The following is a 21,056-nucleotide window of genomic DNA, read 5'->3' as shown; positions in this document are numbered from 1 at the left end:
CCTGCCCGGTGGGCACCGCGTTATTCTCGGTGCACTTTGAATCTGGGGACGCGGGTATTGATCGAGCGACGGCAATTCAGCGGGGGCATGAAAGGCAAGAACCTGCGCTACTTGAATGAAAAAAACGGCGAGCCCCGGCAAACGGTGCGTGCGGGATTTGTGTTGCTCGAACATTTCTCGTTGCCGGCGTTTACCCAGGCGCTGGATACGCTGATCACCGCGAACCTGCTGCGGCCCGCGTCGTTTTCTACCTCGACCTTCGGCTTGCAGGAAGGCGAGGTGACCAGCGACCTGGGGCTGGTGATCCGGCCCGATGCGCGGCTTGAGTCTTCGGTGCTTAGAGCGTTGGATCTGTTGGTGATTTGCGGTGGCTATCGCACCGAACTGAAGGCCTGCGACGAATTCATCCATCTGCTGAAAAGCGCTGCGGAGCAGGGAGTGAACCTCGCCGGTTTGTGGAATGGTGCTTGGTTCCTCGGGCGTGCGGGTTTGCTGGGGGGCTACCGCTGCGCCGTGCACCCGGAACATCGCCCGGCCCTGGCGGAGTTCTGCAAGGCGACCCAGGTCAGCAGCGAGCCGTATGTGATTGACCGCGACCGGCTGACGGCATCGAGTCCGTCCGGGGCGTTTCATATGGCGCTGGACTGGATCAAGGGGCTGTACGGCAAAGCGCTGGTGGAGGGGATCGAAGACATCCTGGCGTTTGAGGAGTCGCGCTACCGGCGGGTGAAACCGACCGAGAACGTCTGCTTGAGCGCGCCGCTGCGCGAGGTGGTCAACCTGATGGACGCCAACCTCGAAGAGCCTCTGGAACTTGAGCAGCTGGCCGTCTATGCGGGCCGTTCCCGGCGTCAGTTGGAGCGCTTGTTCAAGGAGCAACTGGGCACCACGCCCCAGCGTTATTACCTGGAACTGCGCATCACCGAGGCCCGCCGGCTGCTGCAGCACACCGAGCTGTCCCAGGTGGATGTGCTGGTGGCTTGCGGGTTTGTCTCGCCGAGCCATTTCAGCAAATGCTACAGCGCGTACTTTGGCTACCGGCCGTCCAAGGAAAAGCGGTTGGTCAAATAGCCGGCGCTGATCCTGTGCTGAGCGTCGGCCTTACTCACGCAAGGCGCTGTAACCCAATCGGATGAAGCGCAGCAGTGTGTGAGCCTCGGAGTTCAGGACCGTGCCGTATCGTTCGGTCTCTTTCCTCCATTGATTTTTATCGAGTGCAGAGGCTCCTGATCCTGGCGTGCCGGGGTGCAGATAATTGCCGACCTGGGCGAAGTTGTAAGCCGCGTCCGCACGGCTGTCAGGATCGGTATTTTTTTCGGTCCAGTCGCCAATCTGCTGCTTCAGCTCATCCAGGTGCCATTGGCCATAGGGCAAACTTTTAATATGTTCGACAAACAATTGAACGACGGGATTGGCGCTGAGGATCTGCTGTGCGCTGCGCGTGTCGCCAAACGGCCGGCCGCTAGGGGCAGTGGGTTCGCGAGTGGTGTTTTTTTCATTGTCTGTGGCCAACGGCGTACCGTGGTCGGGCAGTGCGCTATAGCCGTCTGTGCTGAATTTTTTCAGCAGGTCGGCTTCACTGCCCGGCAAGAGGTAGGTTTCGTCGAATGGCGGCGGAAGTGGCGATAGGATTTCGCCATCAATTTCACTATTGCCCAGAAATCGGATTGGGTTTTTCGTTGGTTCTTTTGGGTTGTCATCGATGTAGTTGAGTAGCCGCGCTGCGTTATACGCCGCGTCGGCGCGCTTATCAGGGTCGGGGTTGTCGGGTGTCCAGTCGCCTGTGTGCCTGAACACGTCGGCCAGAGGAATGGATGCCGGAAGGTTTTTGAAAACAGGGTTGGCCTTGATGATTTGGTCTGCGGTTCGTCGATCACCGCTCGGTCGCCCCGTTGCCTGCGCGGGGGCATACGCTGTGTTCTTTTCCGATGCGGTTTCTTGAGGGGGAGTCGTCAGCGTTTGGGCCATCTGCTCGAAGGTTTGAAAGCGGGCGATGTTGCGAGAGCCCGGCGTTTGCGAGTGGCCGGAAGCCGGTGGAAGAGCGCCTTCTGTTTCCGGGGCAGGGGCCATCTGTGAGAAGGTTTGAAACGGGTGGATGTTGCGTACGTCGACAGACATTGAGAATACTCGCGCCAGAGGTGTGAGCAATCTCTGTGGTGCTTTATGCAGGGGCGTTCCAGCGATCGAGATTTCCGATTGTGACCGCAATTTGCATCCATAAAAAAGGCCATTGGTACTGCACCAATGGCCTCGATCTGCTGATGTATTGTGCTACTCGGCGATCTGCAACTTGCGCGCCTCGGTGTACACGTAGCGCACCTTTTCATACTCGAACGGCGAGTTCATCTGGCCGTAGCGGAAGCTGGTCTGGTAGCGCTTGTCGACCGCGCGCAGGGCCCAGATTTCCGGGTGGTTTTCGCTGACCTTGGACACGTTCAGGAAGTTGATCTCGGTCTCGGCGCCGTAGTCCACCAGCAGGCCCGTGGTATCCCGCAGGTTGGAGGGGCCGAAGAGCGGCAGCACCAGGTAGGCGCCACCCGGTACACCGTAGAAGCCCAGGGTCTGGCCGAAGTCTTCGCTCTGGCGCGGCAGGCCCATGGCGGTGGCCGGGTCCCACAGGCCGGCGATGCCGATGGTGGTGTTGAGCAGCAGGCGCCCGGTGGTTTCCAGGGAACGATGGCCCTTGAGTTGCAGCAGGCTGTTCAACAGGTTGGGCACATCCCCCAGGTTGTTGAAGAAGTTGCTGACGCCGGTGCGCAGGAAGCTTGGGGTGACGTAGCGGTAACCGTCCACCACGGGCAGGAACACCCACTGGTCGAAGCGGTAGTTGAAGTGGTACACCCGACGGTTCCACGACTCCAGCGGGTCGTAGACATTCAGGGCGTTGACCGACGAACGCTCGAACTCACGCTGGTCCAGGCCGGGGTTGAACTTGAGATGGCTCAGTGGCTCCTTGAAGCCGTCGGAGTCCACTACAGTCGGCGTGTGGGCCTTGCTGTTGTCGGCATTGGCCACGCCCGCGCACATCAGGGCGGCGAGCAGCAGAAGATATTTAGCCACGGAAGAACTCCAGCATGGCGTCGGCGTTGACGCGGTAATTGAGGTTGCCGCAATGGCCGCCCAGGGGGTAGACGGTCAAGCGATCGCCGAAGGTTTTACGCAGGAAGCCAAGGTCGCCCGGGCCCAGGATCACGTCGTCGGCGTTGTGCATGACGGCGATTTTCGGGCTGTCGTGCAGGTAGTCCTTGAGGGCATACAGGCTGACCTGGTCAACCAGTTGCAGCAAGCTGCCACCGTCGGAACGGGCACGCCACATCGGGATCACCTGTTCGGTGAGGTAGCAGTCGAAGTCGCACTGCAGCGCACGCTTGAGGAACGGGGTGAGGCTGGTGCCTTCGCTGATCGGGTACTTGGGCGGGATGATCAGGCCGCGGCGGTTGATCAGGTCCGAGGTGAAGGCAATGTCGGCCGCCGAGAAGCGGAACGAGGTGCCGATCAGCATCGCCATCTGTTCGTTGGTCAGGTGTTCCTTGGAGTTCTGGAAGTCGTACAGCAGGGCGTCGTTGAGGTCGATGTAGCCCTTTTGCTGGAAGTAGCGGGTCAGCTTGTTCAACACCAGTTCATAGAAGGTGGTGCTGTTGTTGATGCCCTTCACTTCGGTCTGCACCAGCTTGTCGAGGTTGGTGATCGAGGTATAGAGGTTGACCGGCGGGTTCAGCAGCAGGACTTTCTTGAAGTTGAAGCTGCGACGGGTTTCATCCAGCTTGCTGACAAAGGCTGCGTCGAGGGCGCCGAGGCTGTAGCCGGTGAGGTAGAAGTCGGTCACGGGCAGCGTCGGGTTCTGCGCGCGTACGGCCTGCATCACGCGGTACATGTCTTCGGCGTCTTCCTGGCTGATGCCGGGCGTGGCGAAGCGCGAGGCGGCGGCGATGAAGTCGAAGCTGGTGGGGGACGACAGCTGGACGACGTGGTAACCGGCCTTGTAGTACAGCTTTTTCAGGTATTCGTTGATGGTGCTGTCAAAGCGTGCGCCGGTGCCGGCGATCAGGAAGATCAGCGGTGCGGCACGGTCTTGCTTGGCGATGCGGTAGGTGAGTTTCTTCACCGCCCAGAAGTTGTCGGGCAGGCTGAACTCGCGCTCGGGGCGCATCGTCAGGGTGTAGTCGGACTGATTGATTTCATCGTCGGACGGCAGTTCCGGCCGCAGGTTCGGCGGGGTGGTCGCGATGGTCGCTTCAAATGGGTTGGTCAAAGGGTAGCCATAGCTGGCCTGGTCAATATCGACCGCCAGTGCTGACGCACTCAGAAAAAGGCTGCCCAACAGGGCCGCACAGCGCAAGGAACGGAGCATGACTAAATCCCTAAGAGGAAAACGTGCTGAAGTGGAGTTCGCAGGCTATGACCACCGCGTTGCTGCCGAAGTGCCAGCCTTCGGCACTAAAAGTCGGAAAAAACGTCGGAATCGGGGTAATAGTAGCGAGACGATACACTTTGGCACGCCCTGATGAACACTTATCTGTGTGCAAAACTTGCCAACGGCCACCGGGGGATTAAGCTGGGCGCCGTTTTCGCCTATCGGAGTGCCCCATGTCCCGCCGTTTTCCGCTGATCCTGTTGCTCATCGCCCTGCCGCTTTGGCTGGCCGCCAGTTATGGCGCGCGTTACGGATTCATGGAGGACGGCCGCTGGGTGGGCATTTGTGCTGACGAAGCCAGCCGCTGGGAATGCCAGGTGCGTTCCAACCTGGGGTTGATGATTCACTTCAAGGTGCTGGGCTGGGCGGCGTTGATCACGTCGGTGCTGGCGTTTTTTGTGCCGGGCCGGGCCGGGTGGGGGTTGGCGGTGTTGGCGCTGGTGTTCGGGTTTCCGGCGTTGGCGTTGTACAACACGACCTTTGCGGTGTTTGCGGTAGTGATTGCGGGGTTGCGGTTGGTCAGGGCGCCTCGGGCAGCCTGACAGGGCCCCATCGCAGGCAAGCCCGCTCCCACATTTGACCGTGTTCACAGTTCAAATGTGGGAGTTGGCTTGCCTGCGATAGCGGTCTTAAGCCTTGCGCACCCGCAAGCAACGCCACAAGGCTACGACCATGAGCAGGCTAACCACCGCCCAACCCCACGCCTGCTGGTTCATCAGCCCTTCACGGAACAACTGCGGCGCAATGCCGGCACCGATGATGAACGCCAGCAATGCAATCTCCCGACGCAGCCCGCTCACCGGACGCACCAGGTACACCAGCGCCGGCAACACCAGCGCGGCACTCGGGAAGCTGCGATAACGCGGGTCAAACACCAGTGCCAGCATCATGACCGCACCGGCAAATCCGGCGATTGCCACCAGCCAGCCGGCGCGTTGCTCCAGCCAGTTGAAGGCGCGTTCACGCCAACCTTCTCGTGCACTCAACGCCAGGGCGGCGTGAGCCAGTACCGCAAGGTTCAAGGCCACCAGCAATCCAGCCCACACCCACTCATCGGTGAAGCGCGCTGTGACCCGGTTCAATTCGCCCCAGGTGCCGATCGAGCAGGCAGCCACGGCACCGAGCAACGGCAACAACAACGCAGCACGGGTGCTGCGTACGCGACCGCCCAGCAGCAGGGTACCCAGCAGGATAATCCCGCCAACCCCCAGCCACGCGGGCCAGTACGGCACATTGGTCACCGGGCCGGCGAGAACGCCCTTGTCCTGGCGATCCGCATCGAACAGACCCCAATAACCACCCACAGCCCCTTCGCTGGCGCGTTTCCACGGCTGGTCAAAGGCTTCGATCAGGTTGTAGTGCCAGCCATTGGCCTCAGCCATGGCCACGAATCCGCGCATGAACTTGGCTTCGTTGACCCGGCTCGGCACCGCGGTTTCCCGCTGGCGGCCTTCGCTCGGCCAGCCGGTCTCGCCGATCATCACGTCCTTGGGGGCGAACTTGTTGCCGAAGGTCTGGCGTACATCGCCTACATGCTTGAGCGCCTGGTCGATGCCCGACGGGTCATCTTCCCAGTAAGGCAGCAAATGAATGGTCAGAAAGTCCACCGCCGGGGCGATTTCCGGGTGTTGCAACCAGAACTCCCACACATCGGCATAAGTGACGGGCTGCTTGATCTGGCTTTTGACCTGGTGGATCAGCTTGACCAACTGCTTGGCGGTCACTTCCTTGCGCAGCAGGGTTTCGTTACCCACGATCACCGACGTGACGACGTCGGGGTTGGCGTTGGCCGAGGCGATCAGTGCGTCGACTTCCTTGGCGGTGGCCACCGGATCACTGCTGACCCACGCGCCGCTCATCAGCTTCAGGCCGTGTTTGCGCGCCAGCTCCGGCAAGGCTTCAAGGCCGGTCTGGGAGTAGGTGCGGATGCACTCAAAACGGGTGGCCAGCAACGCCAGGTCAGCGTCCATGCGCTCGGGGCGCAGTTTGAACGGCTGGTCGAACGGCGATTGGTCTTTGTCGAAGGGCGTGTAGGACGCACATTGCAGCTTGTGGCTGGCGCTGGCCACGTCCGGCAGCACCACCGGTTGGCCGAGGCCATACCAATAGCCGCCGAGGGCCAACACACCGAGGATCAGGGCAAATAGATAGGGCAGGAGCGGGAAGCGGGCAGTCGCGGGCATGATCAGGCCGTCTGGGGAGCAAAGGCGCGCATCTTACCCGGATTTGTGCCGTCCCAGTGGAGCTGCATAGTTTTGACATGCAAAGTTCGGGCGGGATCGTCGGTGAATATCCTACAAATCGTCCTGCTGGCGATGTGATGTCGTTTCTTGCTTACCTGAGGTCGCAGTCAGAGCAGGTCGCTTGTGGCAGCAGGTTGATGATCGAAGTGTCAGCCCTCCACTGATGAGGCACCCACGTGATTGATGCGCGTGAAGGGGGCGCGGTGCACCACATAACAACAGGTTGACGTCGCTCGGCATCCGCCGGGCGCAGCACTTTCGGGGAAGCACTATGAAGATGCGACGACTCTTGGGCGCAGCTGCCACGCTGGTAGTTGCGATGAGCTCCACACTGGCCAGCGCCGACAGCAAAACCCTGAGCATCGGTTACGTGGATGGCTGGTCGGACAGTGTCGCCACCACCCACGTGGCGGCAGAAGTGATCAAGCAAAAGCTCGGTTATGACGTGAAACTGCAAGCGGTCGCCACCGGGATCATGTGGCAAGGCGTGGCCACTGGCAAACTCGACGCCATGCTCTCCGCCTGGCTGCCGGTGACCCACGGTGAATACTGGGCCAAGAACAAGGACAAGGTGGTCGACTACGGCCCCAACTTCAAGGACGCCAAGATCGGCCTGATCGTGCCTGAGTACGTGAAAGCCAAATCCATCGAAGACCTCAAGACCGACACCACCTTCAAGAACAAGATCGTCGGCATCGACGCCGGTTCAGGCGTGATGCTCAAGACCGACGAAGCGATCAAGGCCTATGGCCTGGACTACAAGCTGCAAGCCAGTTCGGGCGCGGCGATGATCGCCGAGCTGACCCGTGCCGAAGACAAACAGGAATCCATTGCGGTCACCGGTTGGGTGCCACACTGGATGTTCGCCAAGTGGAAACTGCGTTTCCTGGACGACCCAAAAGGAATTTATGGTGCTGCTGAAACCGTCAACAGCATCGGCAGCAAAGGCCTGGAAAAGAAAGCCCCGGAAGTCGCGGCGTTCCTGAAGAAATTCCAGTGGGCCTCCAAGGATGAGATCGGCGAAGTCATGCTGGCGATCCAAGAGGGCGCCAAGCCTGAAGCGGCCGCCAAGGACTGGGTGGCCAAGCACCCTGAGCGTGTCGCCGAGTGGACTGCTAAGTAATACCCTTGTGGGAGCTGGCTTGCCTGCGATGCAGACGCCTCGGTGCACCTGATGTATCGAGGTGATCCCATCGCGGGCAAGCCCGGCTCCCACATTATTTCGCCCCAGCAATTATTCCTGCGCCTTCAATATCCCTCGCTACACTCCTTCTACTACTAAGGTCGTCTGGAACCTGTTCCTCAGCCGCATACAGTGGATATGTTCCAATAATAAAAAGCTGTGCTGCGAGGATAAAAACAATGAACGACAGCATTTACCTCTCGATTCAAAACAGCCCGCGTTTCAAGGAGCTGGTTAGTAAAAGGGAACGATTCGCCTGGATTCTCTCGGCAATCATGCTTGGGCTGTACTCCGCTTTCATTCTTCTGATTGCCTATGGGCCGCAAATACTGGGGGCCAAGATCAGCCCCGGTTCGTCCATCACGTGGGGGATCCCTATCGGGGTTGGGCTGATTGTGTCGGCCTTCGTCCTCACCGCCATCTATGTACGACGCGCCAACGGCGAATTCGACGACCTGAACAATGCGATTCTCAAGGAGGCTGCGCAATGATCCGTCGTCTATTGGCTGTACTCGGCGCCTCGGCCTTCGCACCTGCCGTCTGGGCGGCCGATGCATTGACCGGCGAAGTGCATAAACAACCGCTGAATATCGCAGCGATCCTGATGTTCGTGGCCTTTGTTGGCGCGACGTTGTGCATCACCTACTGGGCGTCCAAGCGCAACAAGTCGGCGGCCGACTACTATGCGGCCGGCGGCAAGATCACCGGGTTCCAGAACGGTTTGGCGATTGCCGGTGACTACATGTCGGCGGCGTCCTTCCTGGGGATTTCCGCGCTGGTGTTCACCTCCGGCTACGACGGCCTGATCTACTCGATCGGCTTCCTGGTGGGCTGGCCGATCATTCTGTTCCTGATCGCCGAGCGCCTGCGTAACCTGGGCAAATACACCTTTGCCGACGTGGCGTCCTACCGCCTCGGGCAAACCCAGATCCGCAGCCTGTCGGCGTGCGGCTCTTTGGTGGTGGTGGCGTTCTACCTGATCGCGCAGATGGTAGGCGCGGGCAAGTTGATCCAGCTGCTGTTCGGCCTGGATTACCACGTCGCGGTGATCCTGGTGGGTATCCTGATGTGCCTCTATGTGTTGTTCGGCGGCATGCTGGCGACCACCTGGGTACAGATCATCAAGGCAGTGCTGCTGCTGTCCGGTGCCTCGTTCATGGCGCTGATGGTGATGAAACACGTCAACTTCGACTTCAACATGCTGTTTGCCGAGGCGATCAAGGTTCACCCTAAAGGTGAAGCGATCATGAGCCCGGGCGGCCTGGTGAAAGACCCGATTTCGGCGTTCTCCCTCGGCCTGGCACTGATGTTCGGTACCGCCGGCCTGCCGCACATCCTGATGCGCTTCTTCACCGTGAGTGACGCGAAGGAAGCTCGCAAGAGCGTGCTGTATGCCACTGGCTTCATCGGCTACTTCTATATCCTGACCTTTATCATCGGCTTCGGTGCGATCCTGCTGGTCAGCACCAACCCGGCGTTCAAGGATGCTGCAGGTGCCTTGCTCGGCGGTAACAACATGGCGGCGGTGCACCTGGCCAACGCGGTGGGCGGCAGTATCTTCCTGGGCTTCATCTCGGCCGTGGCGTTTGCCACCATCCTGGCAGTGGTTGCCGGTTTGACCCTGGCGGGTGCTTCGGCGGTGTCCCATGACCTGTACGCCAGCGTGATCAAGAAAGGCAAGGCCAACGAGAAGGATGAGATTCGCGTATCGAAGATCACCACCATCGCCCTGGCAGTGCTGGCGATTGGCTTGGGCATCCTGTTTGAAAGCCAGAACATCGCGTTCATGGTGGGCCTGGCGTTCTCCATTGCGGCCAGCTGTAACTTCCCGGTGCTGCTGCTTTCCATGTACTGGAAAAACCTCACCACCCGCGGTGCAATGATTGGTGGCTGGCTGGGCTTGATCAGCGCCGTTGGCCTGATGATCCTCGGCCCAACCATCTGGGTCTCGATCCTGCACCATGAGAAGGCGATTTTCCCTTACGAGTACCCGGCGCTGTTCTCGATGATCATTGCGTTCATCGGCATCTGGTTCTTCTCCATCACCGACAAGTCGGCGGCGGCAGAGAAGGAACGTGCGCTGTACTTCCCGCAGTTTGTGCGTTCGCAGACTGGCCTGGGGGCGAGTGGGGCGGTCAACCACTAAGCGTGTAACCGTTACAAAAAAAGCCCCGATCGTGAGATCGGGGCTTTTTTTTTGCCTTTATTGGTAACGAATACGACAAAACTGTTTCTCAAAACCGGCACAAATAAAAACGGCCTCCCTATCAAAGGAGGCCGTTTTCGGTGTGGCCAAGTAGCGGTCAGCTTACTTGCGGTCTTCCAGCTTGGTGATATCACGCGACTCGTAGCCGGTGTACAGCTGGCGCGGGCGGCCAATCTTGTACGGGCTGGAGAGCATTTCTTTCCAGTGGGAGATCCAGCCCACGGTCCGCGCCAGGGCGAAGATCACGGTGAACATGCTGGTTGGAATGCCGATCGCCTTGAGGATGATCCCCGAGTAGAAGTCGACGTTCGGGTACAGCGAGCGCTCGATGAAGTACGGGTCGGTCAGGGCGATCTCTTCCAGGCGCATGGCCAGTTCGAGTTGCGGATCGTTCTTGATCCCCAGTTCCTTCAACACTTCGTCGCAGGTCTTCTTCATCACGGTTGCGCGCGGGTCGCGGTTCTTGTAGACCCGGTGACCGAAGCCCATCAACTTGAACGGATCGTTCTTGTCCTTGGCCTTGGCGATGAACTTGTCGATGTTGGACACATCGCCGATTTCATCGAGCATGGTCAATACGGCTTCGTTCGCACCGCCGTGGGCAGGGCCCCAGAGTGCGGCGATGCCGGCGGCGATACAGGCGAACGGGTTGGCACCCGAAGAGCCCGCCAGGCGCACGGTAGACGTCGAGGCGTTCTGTTCGTGGTCGGCGTGGAGGATGAAGATCTTGTCCATCGCGGCGGCCAGCACCGGGCTGATCGGTTTGATCTCGCACGGGGTGTTGAACATCATGTGCAGGAAGTTTTCCGCGTACGTCAGGTCGTTGCGCGGGTACATCATGGGTTGACCCATGGAGTACTTGTAAACCATTGCGGCCAGGGTAGGCATCTTGGCAACCAGGCGGATCGCGGAGATTTCGCGATGCTGCGGGTTATTGATGTCCAGGGAGTCGTGATAGAAGGCCGACAGGGCGCCGACTACGCCGCACATGACGGCCATCGGGTGGGCGTCGCGACGGAAGCCGTTGAAGAAGGTCTTCAACTGCTCGTGAACCATGGTGTGGTTCTTCACGGTGCTGACGAACTGGGCCTTTTGCTCGGCTGTTGGCAATTCGCCGTTGAGCAGCAGGTAGCAGGTTTCCAGGTAGTCCGACTGTTCAGCAAGCTGTTCGATCGGGTAGCCGCGGTGCAGCAAGATACCGTTATCACCGTCGATATAGGTGATCTTCGACTCGCAAGAGGCGGTCGACATGAAGCCTGGGTCAAATGTAAAACGGCCCGTGGCCGTCAGGCCCCGTACGTCGATAACATCGGGACCAACGGTGCCGGTTAAAATGGGCAGCTCGACGGGGGCTGCGCCCTCGATGATCAACTGCGCTTTTTTGTCAGCCATGTGGCCTCCTATTTATGCTTCAAATCATCAGACAGACCCCCCACGCAGGGCCCGCACCACTATAGTGAGATAAATTCAGATGTCAATTTGCCTAAAGTCTTGCTCCAGAAGGCTTTAACCGTACTTTTTCCTCGAAATTACCTGCCGTTTACGCCTTTTATGCCGCCAGCGCAATGCGCTATTAGGGTGAGGAGTGCGCGTTGTCATTAGTTGCCTAACTGTCTATACTCGGCCTCCGACCGCCAGGGGCTTTTGGGCCCGTTTTGATGGGGGTCGCACTCCCTGGGTGGTGGTTACCTGACCAGTGCACTCCCCAACAACTTTGCCCTGATTGTTAGGGGCTCTTCAGTGTGAAAAAAAGCCGTGAATAGCCAACGACCTGTAAACCTAGACCTAAGGACCATCAAACTCCCCATCACCGGCGTAACGTCGTTCCTGCACCGTGTATCCGGCATCATCCTGTTTCTTGGCCTGGGCATCATGCTTTATGCATTGAGCAAATCCCTGGGTTCGGAAGAAGGGTACGCCGAGGTGAAGGCATGCTTGACCAGTCCGCTGGCCAAATTCGTCGCCTGGGGCCTCCTGTCCGCTCTGCTTTATCACCTGGTGGCCGGTATTCGCCACTTGATCATGGACATGGGTATCGGTGAGACGCTGGAAGGCGGCAAGCTGGGCTCGAAAATCGTCATCGCCATTTCCGTGGTGCTGATCGTTCTGGCGGGAGTTTGGATATGGTAACCAGCGTTACGAACCTGTCGCGTTCGGGCCTCTATGACTGGATGGCGCAACGTGTGTCTGCGGTTGTTCTCGCGGCTTATTTCATCTTCCTGATCGGGTACCTCGCGGCGAACCCTGGCATTGGCTACGCACAATGGCACGGCCTGTTCGCTCATAACGGGATGCGCATCTTCAGTCTGCTGGCCCTTGTAGCCCTGGGCGCTCACGCCTGGGTTGGCATGTGGACCATCGCGACCGACTACCTGACGCCAATGGCGCTGGGCAAGTCCGCGACAGCAGTACGGTTTCTCTTCCAGGCAGTATGCGGCGTCGCGATGTTCGCTTACTTCGTCTGGGGTGTGCAGATTCTTTGGGGTATCTGATTCATGGCTAACACAGTTAATACGCTTTCATTCGACGCCATCATCATTGGCGGCGGCGGTGCCGGCATGCGCGCTGCGCTGCAACTGGCCCAGGGCGGTCACAAGACTGCCGTGATCACCAAGGTGTTCCCGACCCGTTCCCACACCGTTTCGGCCCAGGGTGGCATCACCTGCGCCATCGCCTCCGCCGATCCAAACGATGACTGGCGCTGGCACATGTACGATACCGTCAAGGGTTCCGACTATATCGGTGACCAGGACGCTATCGAATACATGTGCTCCGTAGGCCCGGAAGCGGTCTTCGAGCTGGAACACATGGGTCTGCCGTTCTCCCGTACCGAACAGGGCCGCATCTACCAGCGTCCGTTCGGCGGTCAGTCCAAAGACTTCGGCAAGGGTGGCCAGGCCGCTCGTACCTGTGCCGCAGCCGACCGTACCGGTCACGCGCTGTTGCACACCCTGTACCAGGCCAACCTGAAGGCCGGCACCGTATTCCTCAACGAATACTACGGCGTCGACCTGGTGAAGAACGAAGACGGTGCCTTCGTAGGCATGATCGTTATCTGCATCGAAACCGGCGAAACCTCTTACGTGCGGGCTAACGCCACCGTATTGGCGACAGGCGGTGCAGGCCGTATCTACTCTTCGACGACCAACGCCCTGATCAACACCGGTGACGGTATCGGCATGGCCCTGCGTGCAGGCGTCCCGGTACAAGACATCGAAATGTGGCAGTTCCACCCGACCGGCATCGCCGGCGCCGGCGTACTGGTTACAGAAGGTTGCCGTGGTGAAGGTGGCTACCTGATCAACAAGAACGGCGAGCGCTTCATGGAGCGTTATGCTCCGAACGCCAAAGACCTCGCCGGTCGTGACGTTGTAGCCCGTTCCATGGTTAAAGAGATCATCGCCGGTAACGGCTGTGGTCCCGATGGCGACCACGTAATGCTGAAGCTCGATCACCTCGGTGAAGAAGTTCTGCACAGCCGTCTGCCAGGCATCATGGAGCTGTCCAAGACCTTTGCCCACGTTGACCCGGCTGTTGCGCCGATCCCGGTTGTTCCAACTTGCCACTATATGATGGGCGGCGTTGCCACCAACATTCATGGCCAGGCGATCACCCAGGACGCCGACGGCGTTGACCAGATCATCCCTGGTCTGTTCGCGGTAGGTGAAGTGGCTTGCGTATCGGTTCACGGTGCCAACCGTCTGGGCGGCAACTCGCTGCTCGACCTGGTGGTATTCGGTCGCGCCGCCGGCCTGTTCCTGGAACAGACCCTGAAGGAAGGCGTTGATTACGCGCGTCCACGCCAGTCCGACATCGACGCTGCCCTGGCACGTCTGGATGGCCTGAACTCGCGTACCGAAGGCGAAGACGTTGCCTCGTTGCGCAAAGAACTGCAAAGCTGCATGCAGAACTACTTCGGTGTGTTCCGTACCGGCGAATACATGCAGAAAGGTATCGCCCAGCTGGCTGACCTGCGTACGCGCATCGCCAACGTCAAGATCAACGACAAGAGCCAGGCGTTCAACACCGCTCGAATCGAAGCCCTTGAGCTGCAAAACCTGCTGGAAGTGGCTGAAGCGACTGCGATCGCCGCCGAGGTTCGTAAAGAATCCCGTGGTGCTCACGCTCGTGAAGACTATGAAGACCGCGACGACGAAAACTGGTTGTGCCACACCCTGTACTTCCCGGGTGACAAGCGCGTAACCAAGCGTGCCGTGAACTTCTCGCCGAAGACGGTTCCGACGTTTGAACCGAAGATTCGGACTTACTAAGGGTGGCTGCCATGTTGAAAGTCAGTGTTTATCGCTACAACCCTGATCAGGACGCTGCGCCGTTCATGCAGGAATTCCAGGTCGATACCGGTGGTAAAGACCTGATGGTGCTGGACGTGCTGGCCCTGGTTAAAGAGCAGGACGAAGGTTTCTCCTATCGTCGCTCTTGCCGTGAGGGTGTTTGCGGCTCCGACGGCATGAACATCAACGGCAAGAACGGCCTGGCGTGCATCACGCCGCTGTCTTCCGTGGTGAAAGGCAACAAGTTGGTTGTTCGTCCGCTGCCAGGTTTGCCGGTTATCCGTGACCTGGTCGTCGATATGAGCATCTTCTACAAGCAATACGAGAAGGTTAAGCCATTCCTGCAGAACGACACGCCGGCTCCGGCCATCGAGCGTCTGCAGACTCCGGAAGAGCGCGAGAAGCTGGACGGTCTGTACGAGTGCATCCTGTGCGCTTGCTGCTCGACTTCCTGCCCGTCCTTCTGGTGGAACCCGGACAAGTTCCTGGGCCCAGCTGCCCTGCTGCAAGCGTACCGCTTCCTGGCAGACAGCCGTGACACCAAGACTGCCGAGCGTCTGGCTTCGCTGGATGACCCGTTCAGCGTATTCCGCTGCCGCGGGATCATGAACTGCGTCAACGTATGTCCCAAAGGCCTGAACCCGACTAAGGCCATTGGTCACGTACGTAGCATGCTGCTGCAAAGCGGCGTGTAACCGACGTTGTAGTAAAAGCAGGACCGTTGTGCCCGTAGATGCTACGGCGCAGGCTTCAACCGGCGCCGTAGTTTTAACTTGAGCAGCGACTTACAAAGACGCGGCTCTTATTTTGAAGAAATGAGACAAGCAGGGGCATTCGGGTTGGTACCCGAACTATCAGCGTGATCCTAAGTGGCTTGTTTTGGTCGCTGCACTTGGCCTTTTGCAAGCAAACTCGGTGTTTTCGCCGGTGGTGTCCCCAAATCGAGGGTGACCAAGCATGCAAGAAAGCGTGATGCAGCGCATGTGGAACAGCGGCTATCTTTCAGGTGGTAACGCTGCCTATGTGGAAGAGCTTTATGAGCTCTACCTGCACGACCCTAACGCTGTGCCAGAAGAATGGCGCACCAAATTTCAGACGTTGTCTTCAGACGGCAACGCTGCCACCGATGTATCGCACGCAACAATTCGCGATCAGTTCGTGCTGCTGGCAAAGAACCAGCGCCGCGCCCAGCCGGTTTCCGCCGCAAGCGTGAGCAGTGAGCACGAGAAGAAGCAAGTTGAAGTACTGCGACTGATCCAGGCCTACCGTATGCGTGGCCACCAGGCAGCCCAGCTTGACCCGCTGGGGCTGTGGCAGCGTCCTGCACCTGCAGACCTGTCGATCAATCATTACGGCTTGACCAATGCCGATCTTGATACGACCTTCCGTGCCGGCGACCTGTTCATCGGCAAAGAGGAAGCGAGCCTACGCGAAATTCACGAAGCGTTGCAGCAGACATATTGCCGCACCATCGGTGCAGAATTTACGCACATCACTGATTCCGAGCAGCGCCACTGGTTCCAGCACCGTCTTGAAGGCGTGCGTGGTCGCCCGGTGCTGTCTGCAGACGTCAAGAGCCACTTGCTCGAGCGCGTCACTGCAGCGGAAGGCCTGGAAAAATACCTGGGTACCAAATACCCGGGCACCAAGCGTTTCGGCCTGGAAGGCGGCGAAAGCCTGATCCCGATGCTCGACGAACTGATCCAGCGTTCCGGTTCCTACGGCACCAAGGAAATCGTGATCGGCATGGCCCACCGTGGCCGTTTGAACGTGCTGGTCAACACCTTCGGCAAGAACCCGCGCGAGCTGTTCGACGAGTTCGAAGGCAAGAAGAAGGTCGAGCTGGGCTCCGGTGACGTTAAATACCACCAGGGCTTCTCGTCCAACGTAATGACCACCGGCGGTGAAGTTCACCTGGCCATGGCGTTCAACCCATCCCACCTGGAAATCGTTTCTCCAGTGGTCGAGGGGTCCGTACGTGCTCGCCAGGATCGTCGTAACGATTCCACCGGCGAGAAGGTCCTGCCGATTTCCATCCACGGTGACGCGGCATTCGCCGGTCAGGGTGTGGTCCTGGAAACCTTCCAGATGTCGCAGACTCGCGGCTTCAAGACCGGCGGTACCGTTCACATCGTCATCAACAACCAGGTGGGCTTCACCATCAGCAACCCGCTGGACGCGCGCTCTACCGAGTACGCGACCGACGTTGCCAAGATGATCCAGGCGCCGATCCTCCATGTGAATGGTGATGATCCGGAAGCCGTGTTGTTCGTGACCCAGTTGGCCATCGATTACCGCATGCAGTTCAAGCGTGACGTGGTCATCGACCTGGTCTGCTACCGTCGTCGCGGTCACAACGAAGCGGATGAGCCTAGCGGCACCCAACCGTTGATGTACCAGCAAATCACCAAGCAGCGCACCACCCGTGAGCTGTATGCCGATAGCCTGATCAAGGCCGGCGTGGTGGACGATGCGCGTGTTCAGGCGAAGATCGATGAATACCGCAACGCGCTGGACAACGGCCTGCATGTCGTGAAAAGCCTGGTTAAAGAACCGAACAAAGAGCTGTTCGTCGACTGGCGTCCGTACCTGGGCCACGCCTGGACTGCGCGTCACGACACCTCGTTCGATCTGAAGACCCTGCAGGAACTGTCGGCCAAGCTGCTGGAAATTCCAGACGGTTTCGTCGTACAGCGCCAGGTTGCGAAGATCTACGAAGACCGTCAGAAGATGCAAGCCGGCGGCCTGCCGATCAACTGGGGTTACGCTGAAACCATGGCGTACGCGACCCTGGCGTTCGAAGGTCACCCGATTCGCATGACTGGCCAGGACATCGGCCGCGGTACGTTCTCGCACCGTCATGCTGTGCTGCACAACCAGAAAGACGCGGGCACCTACATCCCGTTGCAGAACCTGTACGAAGGCCAGCCACGTTTCGACCTGTTCGATTCGTTCCTGTCCGAAGAAGCCGTACTGGCGTTCGAATACGGTTACTCGACCACCACGCCTCAGGCGCTGGTGATCTGGGAAGCCCAGTTCGGCGACTTCGCCAACGGTGCCCAGGTGGTTATCGACCAGTTCATCACCAGCGGCGAGCACAAGTGGGGCCGTCTGTGCGGTCTGACCATGTTGCTGCCACACGGTTATGAAGGTCAGGGGCCGGAGCACTCCTCGGCCCGTCTGGAGCGTTACCTGCAATTGTGCGCCGAGCACAACATCCAGGTGTGCGTGCCGACGACCCCGGCCCAGATCTACCACTTGCTGCGTCGCCAGGTGATCCGCCCGCTGCGCAAGCCGCTGGTAGTGCTGACCCCGAAATCGCTGCTGCGTCATAAATTGGCCATCTCGACCCTGGAAGATCTGGCGGATGGTTCGTTCCAGACCGTTATTTCAGAAATCGACACCCTGGACGCGGCCAAGGTCACTCGCCTGATCCTGTGCAGCGGCAAGGTTTACTACGACTTGCTGGAAAAACGCCGTGCCGAAGGCCGCGAAGACATCGCCATCGTGCGGATCGAGCAGCTTTACCCGTTCCCGGAAGATGACCTGATGGAGGCCATCGCGCCTTACACCAACCTCACCAACGTGGTGTGGTGTCAGGAAGAGCCGATGAACCAGGGCGCTTGGTACAGCAGTCAGCATCATCTGCGTCGCAGCATCGGCAACCACAAACAGGCCCTGGGCCTGGAGTACGCCGGTCGTGATGCTTCTGCTGCACCTGCGTGTGGTTATGCGTCGATGCACGCCGAGCAGCAGGAAAAACTGCTGCAAGATGCTTTCACTGTTTAACGCCTTCGCGCTGACTGAAACCGAATTTTAAGGACCCACAGATAATGGCTATCGAAATCAAAGCCCCGTCATTCCCGGAATCGGTTGCCGATGGCACCGTTGCCACCTGGCACAAGAAACCAGGCGAGGCCGTCAAGCGTGACGACCTGATCGTCGACATCGAAACCGACAAGGTCGTGCTCGAAGTGTTGGCTGAAGCTGACGGCGTGCTGGGCGCAATCGTTGCCGAAGAAGGCGCTACCGTTCTGTCGAACCAGGTTCTGGGCTCGATCGAAGAGGGCGGTGCTGCTACCGCTGCTCCTGCTGCCGCTGCTGCACCGGCCGCTGCTGCCGCAGCTCCAGCTGCTGCACCGGCTGCGGGTGGCGAAGATCCAATCGCTGCACCGGCTGCGCGTCAGCTGGCTGACGAAAACGGTATTAACCTGGCTTCCATCAAGGGCACCGGCAAAGACGGCCGTGTGACCAAGGAAGACGTGGTTGCTGCGGTTGAAGCCAAGAAAAACGCCCCGGCTGCCGCACCTGCCAAGGCGGCTGCCCCGGCTGCCGCTGCGCCTGTGTTCGCCGCTGGCGACCGCACCGAGAAGCGCGTACCGATGACCCGCGTGCGTGCCACCGTGGCCAAGCGCCTGGTTGAAGCACAGTCGAACATGGCGATGCTGACTACTTTCAACGAAGTCGACATGACCGAAGTCATGGCCCTGCGTTCGAAGTACAAGGATCTGTTCGAGAAGTCCCACAACGGCGTGCGCCTGGGCTTCATGTCGTTCTTCGTGAAAGCGGCCACCGAAGCGCTGAAACGCTTCCCGGCAGTCAACGCTTCCATCGATGGCGGCGACATCGTTTACCACGGTTATGCTGACGTCGGCGTTGCCGTCTCCAGCGACCGTGGCCTGGTGGTACCGGTTCTGCGTAACGCCGAACTGATGAGCCTGGCTGAAATCGAAGGCGGCATCGCCAACTTCGGCAAGAAAGCCCGTGACGGCAAGCTGACCATCGACGAGATGACCGGTGGTACCTTCACCATCACCAACGGTGGTACTTTCGGTTCGATGATGTCGACTCCGATCGTCAACCCGCCACAAGCTGCGATCCTGGGCATGCACAACATTCTGCAGCGTCCTATGGCGATCAACGGCCAAGTGGTGATCCGCCCGATGATGTACCTGGCGCTGTCGTACGATCACCGCCTGATCGATGGTAAAGAAGCCGTGACTTTCCTGGTGACCATCAAGAACCTGCTGGAAGACCCGGCTCGTCTGCTGCTGGATATCTGATAAAGCGGCGGTGCGCCGTACTGCCCGGTCTGCCGCAAGGCAGGCCGGAGTGCGGCTCACGGCTTGAAGCTTTTAGCTAAAGAGGATTTTTTTTCATGTCGCAGAAATTTGACGTTGTAGTGATTGGCGCAGGCCCTGGCGGCTACGTTGCCGCCATCAAGGCCGCACAACTGGGCCTCTCGACTGCTTGCATCGAAAAATACACCGACAAGGAAGGCAAACTGGCGCTGGGCGGTACTTGCCTGAACGTTGGTTGCATTCCTTCCAAGGCGCTGCTGGACAGCTCCTGGAAATTCCACGAAGCCCAAGACGGTTTTGCCATCCACGGCATCAACCACGCTGGCGTGACCATGGACGTGCCAGCAATGGTCGGCCGCAAGGCCAACATCGTTAAAGGCCTGACTTCCGGCGTTGCCACCCTGTTCAAGGCCAACGGCGTGACTTCCCTGCAAGGACACGGCAAACTGCTGGCTGGCAAGAAAGTTGAAATCACCAAGCCTGACGGTTCGGTAGAAGTCATCGAAGCCGAGAACGTGATCCTGGCTCCAGGTTCGCGTCCAATCGACATTCCACCGGCTCCTGTTGACCAGAAGGTGATCGTTGATTCGACCGGCGCCCTGGAATTCCAATCGGTTCCAAAGCGTCTGGGCGTGATCGGCGCTGGCGTGATCGGCCTGGAACTGGGTTCGGTCTGGTCCCGCCTGGGTTCCGAAGTGACCGTGCTGGAAGCCCTGGACACGTTCCTGCTGGCTGCCGACACCGCAGTGTCCAAAGAAGCGTTGAAAACCCTGACCAAACAAGGTCTGGACATCAAGCTGGGCGCTCGCGTTACCGGTTCCAAGGTTAACGGCGAAGAAGTCGTCGTGACCTACACCGACAAGGATGGCGAAAAGACCATCACTTTCGACAAGCTGATCGTAGCCGTTGGTCGCCGTCCAGTGACCACTGATCTGCTGGCTTCCGACAGCGGCGTGAACATCGACGAGCGTGGCTTCATCCACGTTGACGATCACTGCGCTACCACCGTGCCAGGCGTCTACGCCATTGGTGACGTGGTTCGCGGCATGATGCTGGCGCACAAGGCTTCCGAAGAAGGCATCATGGTTGTCGAGCGCATCAAGGGTCACAAGACCCAGATGAACTACGACCTGATCCCGTCTGTTATCTACACCCACCCGGAAATTGCATGGGTCGGCAAGAACGAACAGCAGTTGAAAGCTGAAGGCGTTGAAGTTAACGTCGGCACCTTCCCGTTTGCCGCTTCTGGCCGTGCCATGGCAGCCAACGACACCGGTGGTTTTGTCAAAGTCATCGCTGATGCCAAGACTGACCGCGTATTGGGCGTCCACGTGATTGGCCCAGGCGCAGCAGAACTGGTTCAGCAAGGCGCAATCGGTATGGAATTCGGCACCAGCGCCGAAGACATCGGCATGATGGTTTTCTCCCATCCGACCCTGTCTGAAGCGCTGCACGAAGCCGCGTTGGCAGTGAATGGCCATGCCATCCACATCGCCAACAAGAAGAAGCGCTAAGCGAGATAATAAGAAACCACGGCGGTTGCCCGTCGTGAGCCTTGTGCGCAAGACTCACCGCGGAATATCCGCCGGACGCAGTCTTGCGCAGTTTCACCACCCAGGGTCCAGGCCTTTGGTGGT

At 59.2% G+C, this 21,056-nt stretch carries 17 protein-coding genes; 12 read left to right on the top strand and 5 right to left on the bottom strand.

Annotated features, from left to right (window positions below; genetic code table 11):
- The first annotated feature begins 87 nt into the window (after positions 1-87).
- A complete protein-coding gene (locus LIY45_RS22100) occupies positions 88-1,071 on the top strand; it encodes a GlxA family transcriptional regulator (protein ID WP_226477603.1) in 984 nt (327 codons plus the stop codon).
- A 30-nt stretch (positions 1,072-1,101) separates the two neighbouring features.
- On the opposite strand, the gene LIY45_RS22095 is transcribed toward LIY45_RS22100, so the two are convergent.
- The 3 genes from LIY45_RS22095 to LIY45_RS22085 form a co-directional block, all read right to left on the bottom strand.
- Positions 1,102-2,118: a hypothetical protein gene (locus tag LIY45_RS22095; protein WP_226477602.1), complete on the bottom strand. Its 1,017-nt coding sequence runs from the start codon at positions 2,116-2,118 to the stop codon at positions 1,102-1,104.
- Between the two features lie 153 nt (positions 2,119-2,271).
- Positions 2,272-3,060: a VacJ family lipoprotein gene (locus tag LIY45_RS22090; RefSeq protein ID WP_003210582.1), complete on the bottom strand. Its 789-nt coding sequence runs from the start codon at positions 3,058-3,060 to the stop codon at positions 2,272-2,274.
- On the bottom strand, positions 3,053-4,351 hold the full coding sequence (locus LIY45_RS22085; RefSeq protein ID WP_010166231.1) for a serine protein kinase PrkA: 1,299 nt from the start codon (positions 4,349-4,351) through the stop codon (positions 3,053-3,055). The genes LIY45_RS22090 and LIY45_RS22085 overlap by 8 nt, the downstream gene beginning before the upstream one ends.
- Positions 4,352-4,587: 236 nt before the next feature.
- Here LIY45_RS22085 and LIY45_RS22080 point away from each other — a divergent pair, with 236 nt between their 5' ends.
- Positions 4,588-4,956 (top strand): hypothetical protein, encoded by a 369-nt coding sequence (locus tag LIY45_RS22080; RefSeq protein ID WP_063028197.1) that lies wholly within the window; start codon positions 4,588-4,590, stop codon positions 4,954-4,956.
- Positions 4,957-5,043: 87 nt separating this feature from the next.
- On the opposite strand, the gene LIY45_RS22075 is transcribed toward LIY45_RS22080, so the two are convergent.
- Positions 5,044-6,597, bottom strand: coding sequence for a glycosyl hydrolase family 17 protein (locus LIY45_RS22075; RefSeq protein ID WP_226477601.1), 1,554 nt, complete (start codon positions 6,595-6,597; stop codon positions 5,044-5,046).
- A gap of 331 nt (positions 6,598-6,928) precedes the next feature.
- Here LIY45_RS22075 and LIY45_RS22070 point away from each other — a divergent pair, with 331 nt between their 5' ends.
- The 3 genes from LIY45_RS22070 (at position 6,929) to LIY45_RS22060 (ending at position 9,986) form a co-directional block, all read left to right on the top strand.
- The gene (locus LIY45_RS22070; protein ID WP_026077970.1) at positions 6,929-7,780 is read left to right on the top strand and encodes a glycine betaine ABC transporter substrate-binding protein; all 852 of its coding nucleotides are present in this window, start codon (positions 6,929-6,931) and stop codon (positions 7,778-7,780) included.
- A 239-nt stretch (positions 7,781-8,019) separates the two neighbouring features.
- Positions 8,020-8,331, top strand: coding sequence for a DUF485 domain-containing protein (locus LIY45_RS22065; protein ID WP_017477526.1), 312 nt, complete (start codon positions 8,020-8,022; stop codon positions 8,329-8,331).
- The gene (locus LIY45_RS22060; RefSeq protein WP_017477527.1) at positions 8,328-9,986 is read left to right on the top strand and encodes a cation acetate symporter; all 1,659 of its coding nucleotides are present in this window, start codon (positions 8,328-8,330) and stop codon (positions 9,984-9,986) included. Before LIY45_RS22065 ends, LIY45_RS22060 begins: the two co-directional genes overlap by 4 nt.
- A 162-nt stretch (positions 9,987-10,148) precedes the next feature.
- Here LIY45_RS22060 and gltA read toward each other — a convergent pair whose 3' ends face one another.
- Positions 10,149-11,438 (bottom strand): citrate synthase, encoded by a 1,290-nt coding sequence (gene gltA / locus LIY45_RS22055; protein ID WP_003210575.1) that lies wholly within the window; start codon positions 11,436-11,438, stop codon positions 10,149-10,151.
- Between the two features lie 363 nt (positions 11,439-11,801).
- On the opposite strand from gltA, the gene sdhC reads away from it, so the two are divergent.
- From sdhC to lpdA, 7 genes are all read left to right on the top strand, one after another.
- Positions 11,802-12,176, top strand: coding sequence for a succinate dehydrogenase, cytochrome b556 subunit (gene sdhC / locus LIY45_RS22050; RefSeq protein WP_008433998.1), 375 nt, complete (start codon positions 11,802-11,804; stop codon positions 12,174-12,176).
- The gene (sdhD, locus tag LIY45_RS22045) at positions 12,170-12,538 is read left to right on the top strand and encodes a succinate dehydrogenase, hydrophobic membrane anchor protein (RefSeq protein WP_003210573.1); all 369 of its coding nucleotides are present in this window, start codon (positions 12,170-12,172) and stop codon (positions 12,536-12,538) included. Before sdhC ends, sdhD begins: the two co-directional genes overlap by 7 nt.
- Positions 12,539-12,541: 3 nt before the next feature.
- The gene (sdhA, locus tag LIY45_RS22040; RefSeq protein ID WP_226477600.1) at positions 12,542-14,317 is read left to right on the top strand and encodes a succinate dehydrogenase flavoprotein subunit; all 1,776 of its coding nucleotides are present in this window, start codon (positions 12,542-12,544) and stop codon (positions 14,315-14,317) included.
- Between the two features lie 11 nt (positions 14,318-14,328).
- Positions 14,329-15,033: a succinate dehydrogenase iron-sulfur subunit gene (locus LIY45_RS22035; protein ID WP_003210571.1), complete on the top strand. Its 705-nt coding sequence runs from the start codon at positions 14,329-14,331 to the stop codon at positions 15,031-15,033.
- Positions 15,034-15,295: 262 nt separating this feature from the next.
- On the top strand, positions 15,296-18,127 hold the full coding sequence (locus LIY45_RS22030) for a 2-oxoglutarate dehydrogenase E1 component (RefSeq protein WP_226477599.1): 2,832 nt from the start codon (positions 15,296-15,298) through the stop codon (positions 18,125-18,127).
- Between the two features lie 44 nt (positions 18,128-18,171).
- The gene (gene odhB, locus LIY45_RS22025) at positions 18,172-19,401 is read left to right on the top strand and encodes a 2-oxoglutarate dehydrogenase complex dihydrolipoyllysine-residue succinyltransferase (RefSeq protein WP_226477598.1); all 1,230 of its coding nucleotides are present in this window, start codon (positions 18,172-18,174) and stop codon (positions 19,399-19,401) included.
- A gap of 95 nt (positions 19,402-19,496) precedes the next feature.
- On the top strand, positions 19,497-20,933 hold the full coding sequence (gene lpdA / locus LIY45_RS22020; protein ID WP_017477531.1) for a dihydrolipoyl dehydrogenase: 1,437 nt from the start codon (positions 19,497-19,499) through the stop codon (positions 20,931-20,933).
- Positions 20,934-21,056 lie beyond the last annotated feature (123 nt).

The organism is Pseudomonas sp. MWU16-30323, from assembly GCF_020515595.1.
Lineage (GTDB): Bacteria > Pseudomonadota > Gammaproteobacteria > Pseudomonadales > Pseudomonadaceae > Aquipseudomonas > Aquipseudomonas yamanorum.
Note: the sequence above shows the minus strand (reverse complement) of the source record. Positions and strands in the feature narration are given on the sequence as shown.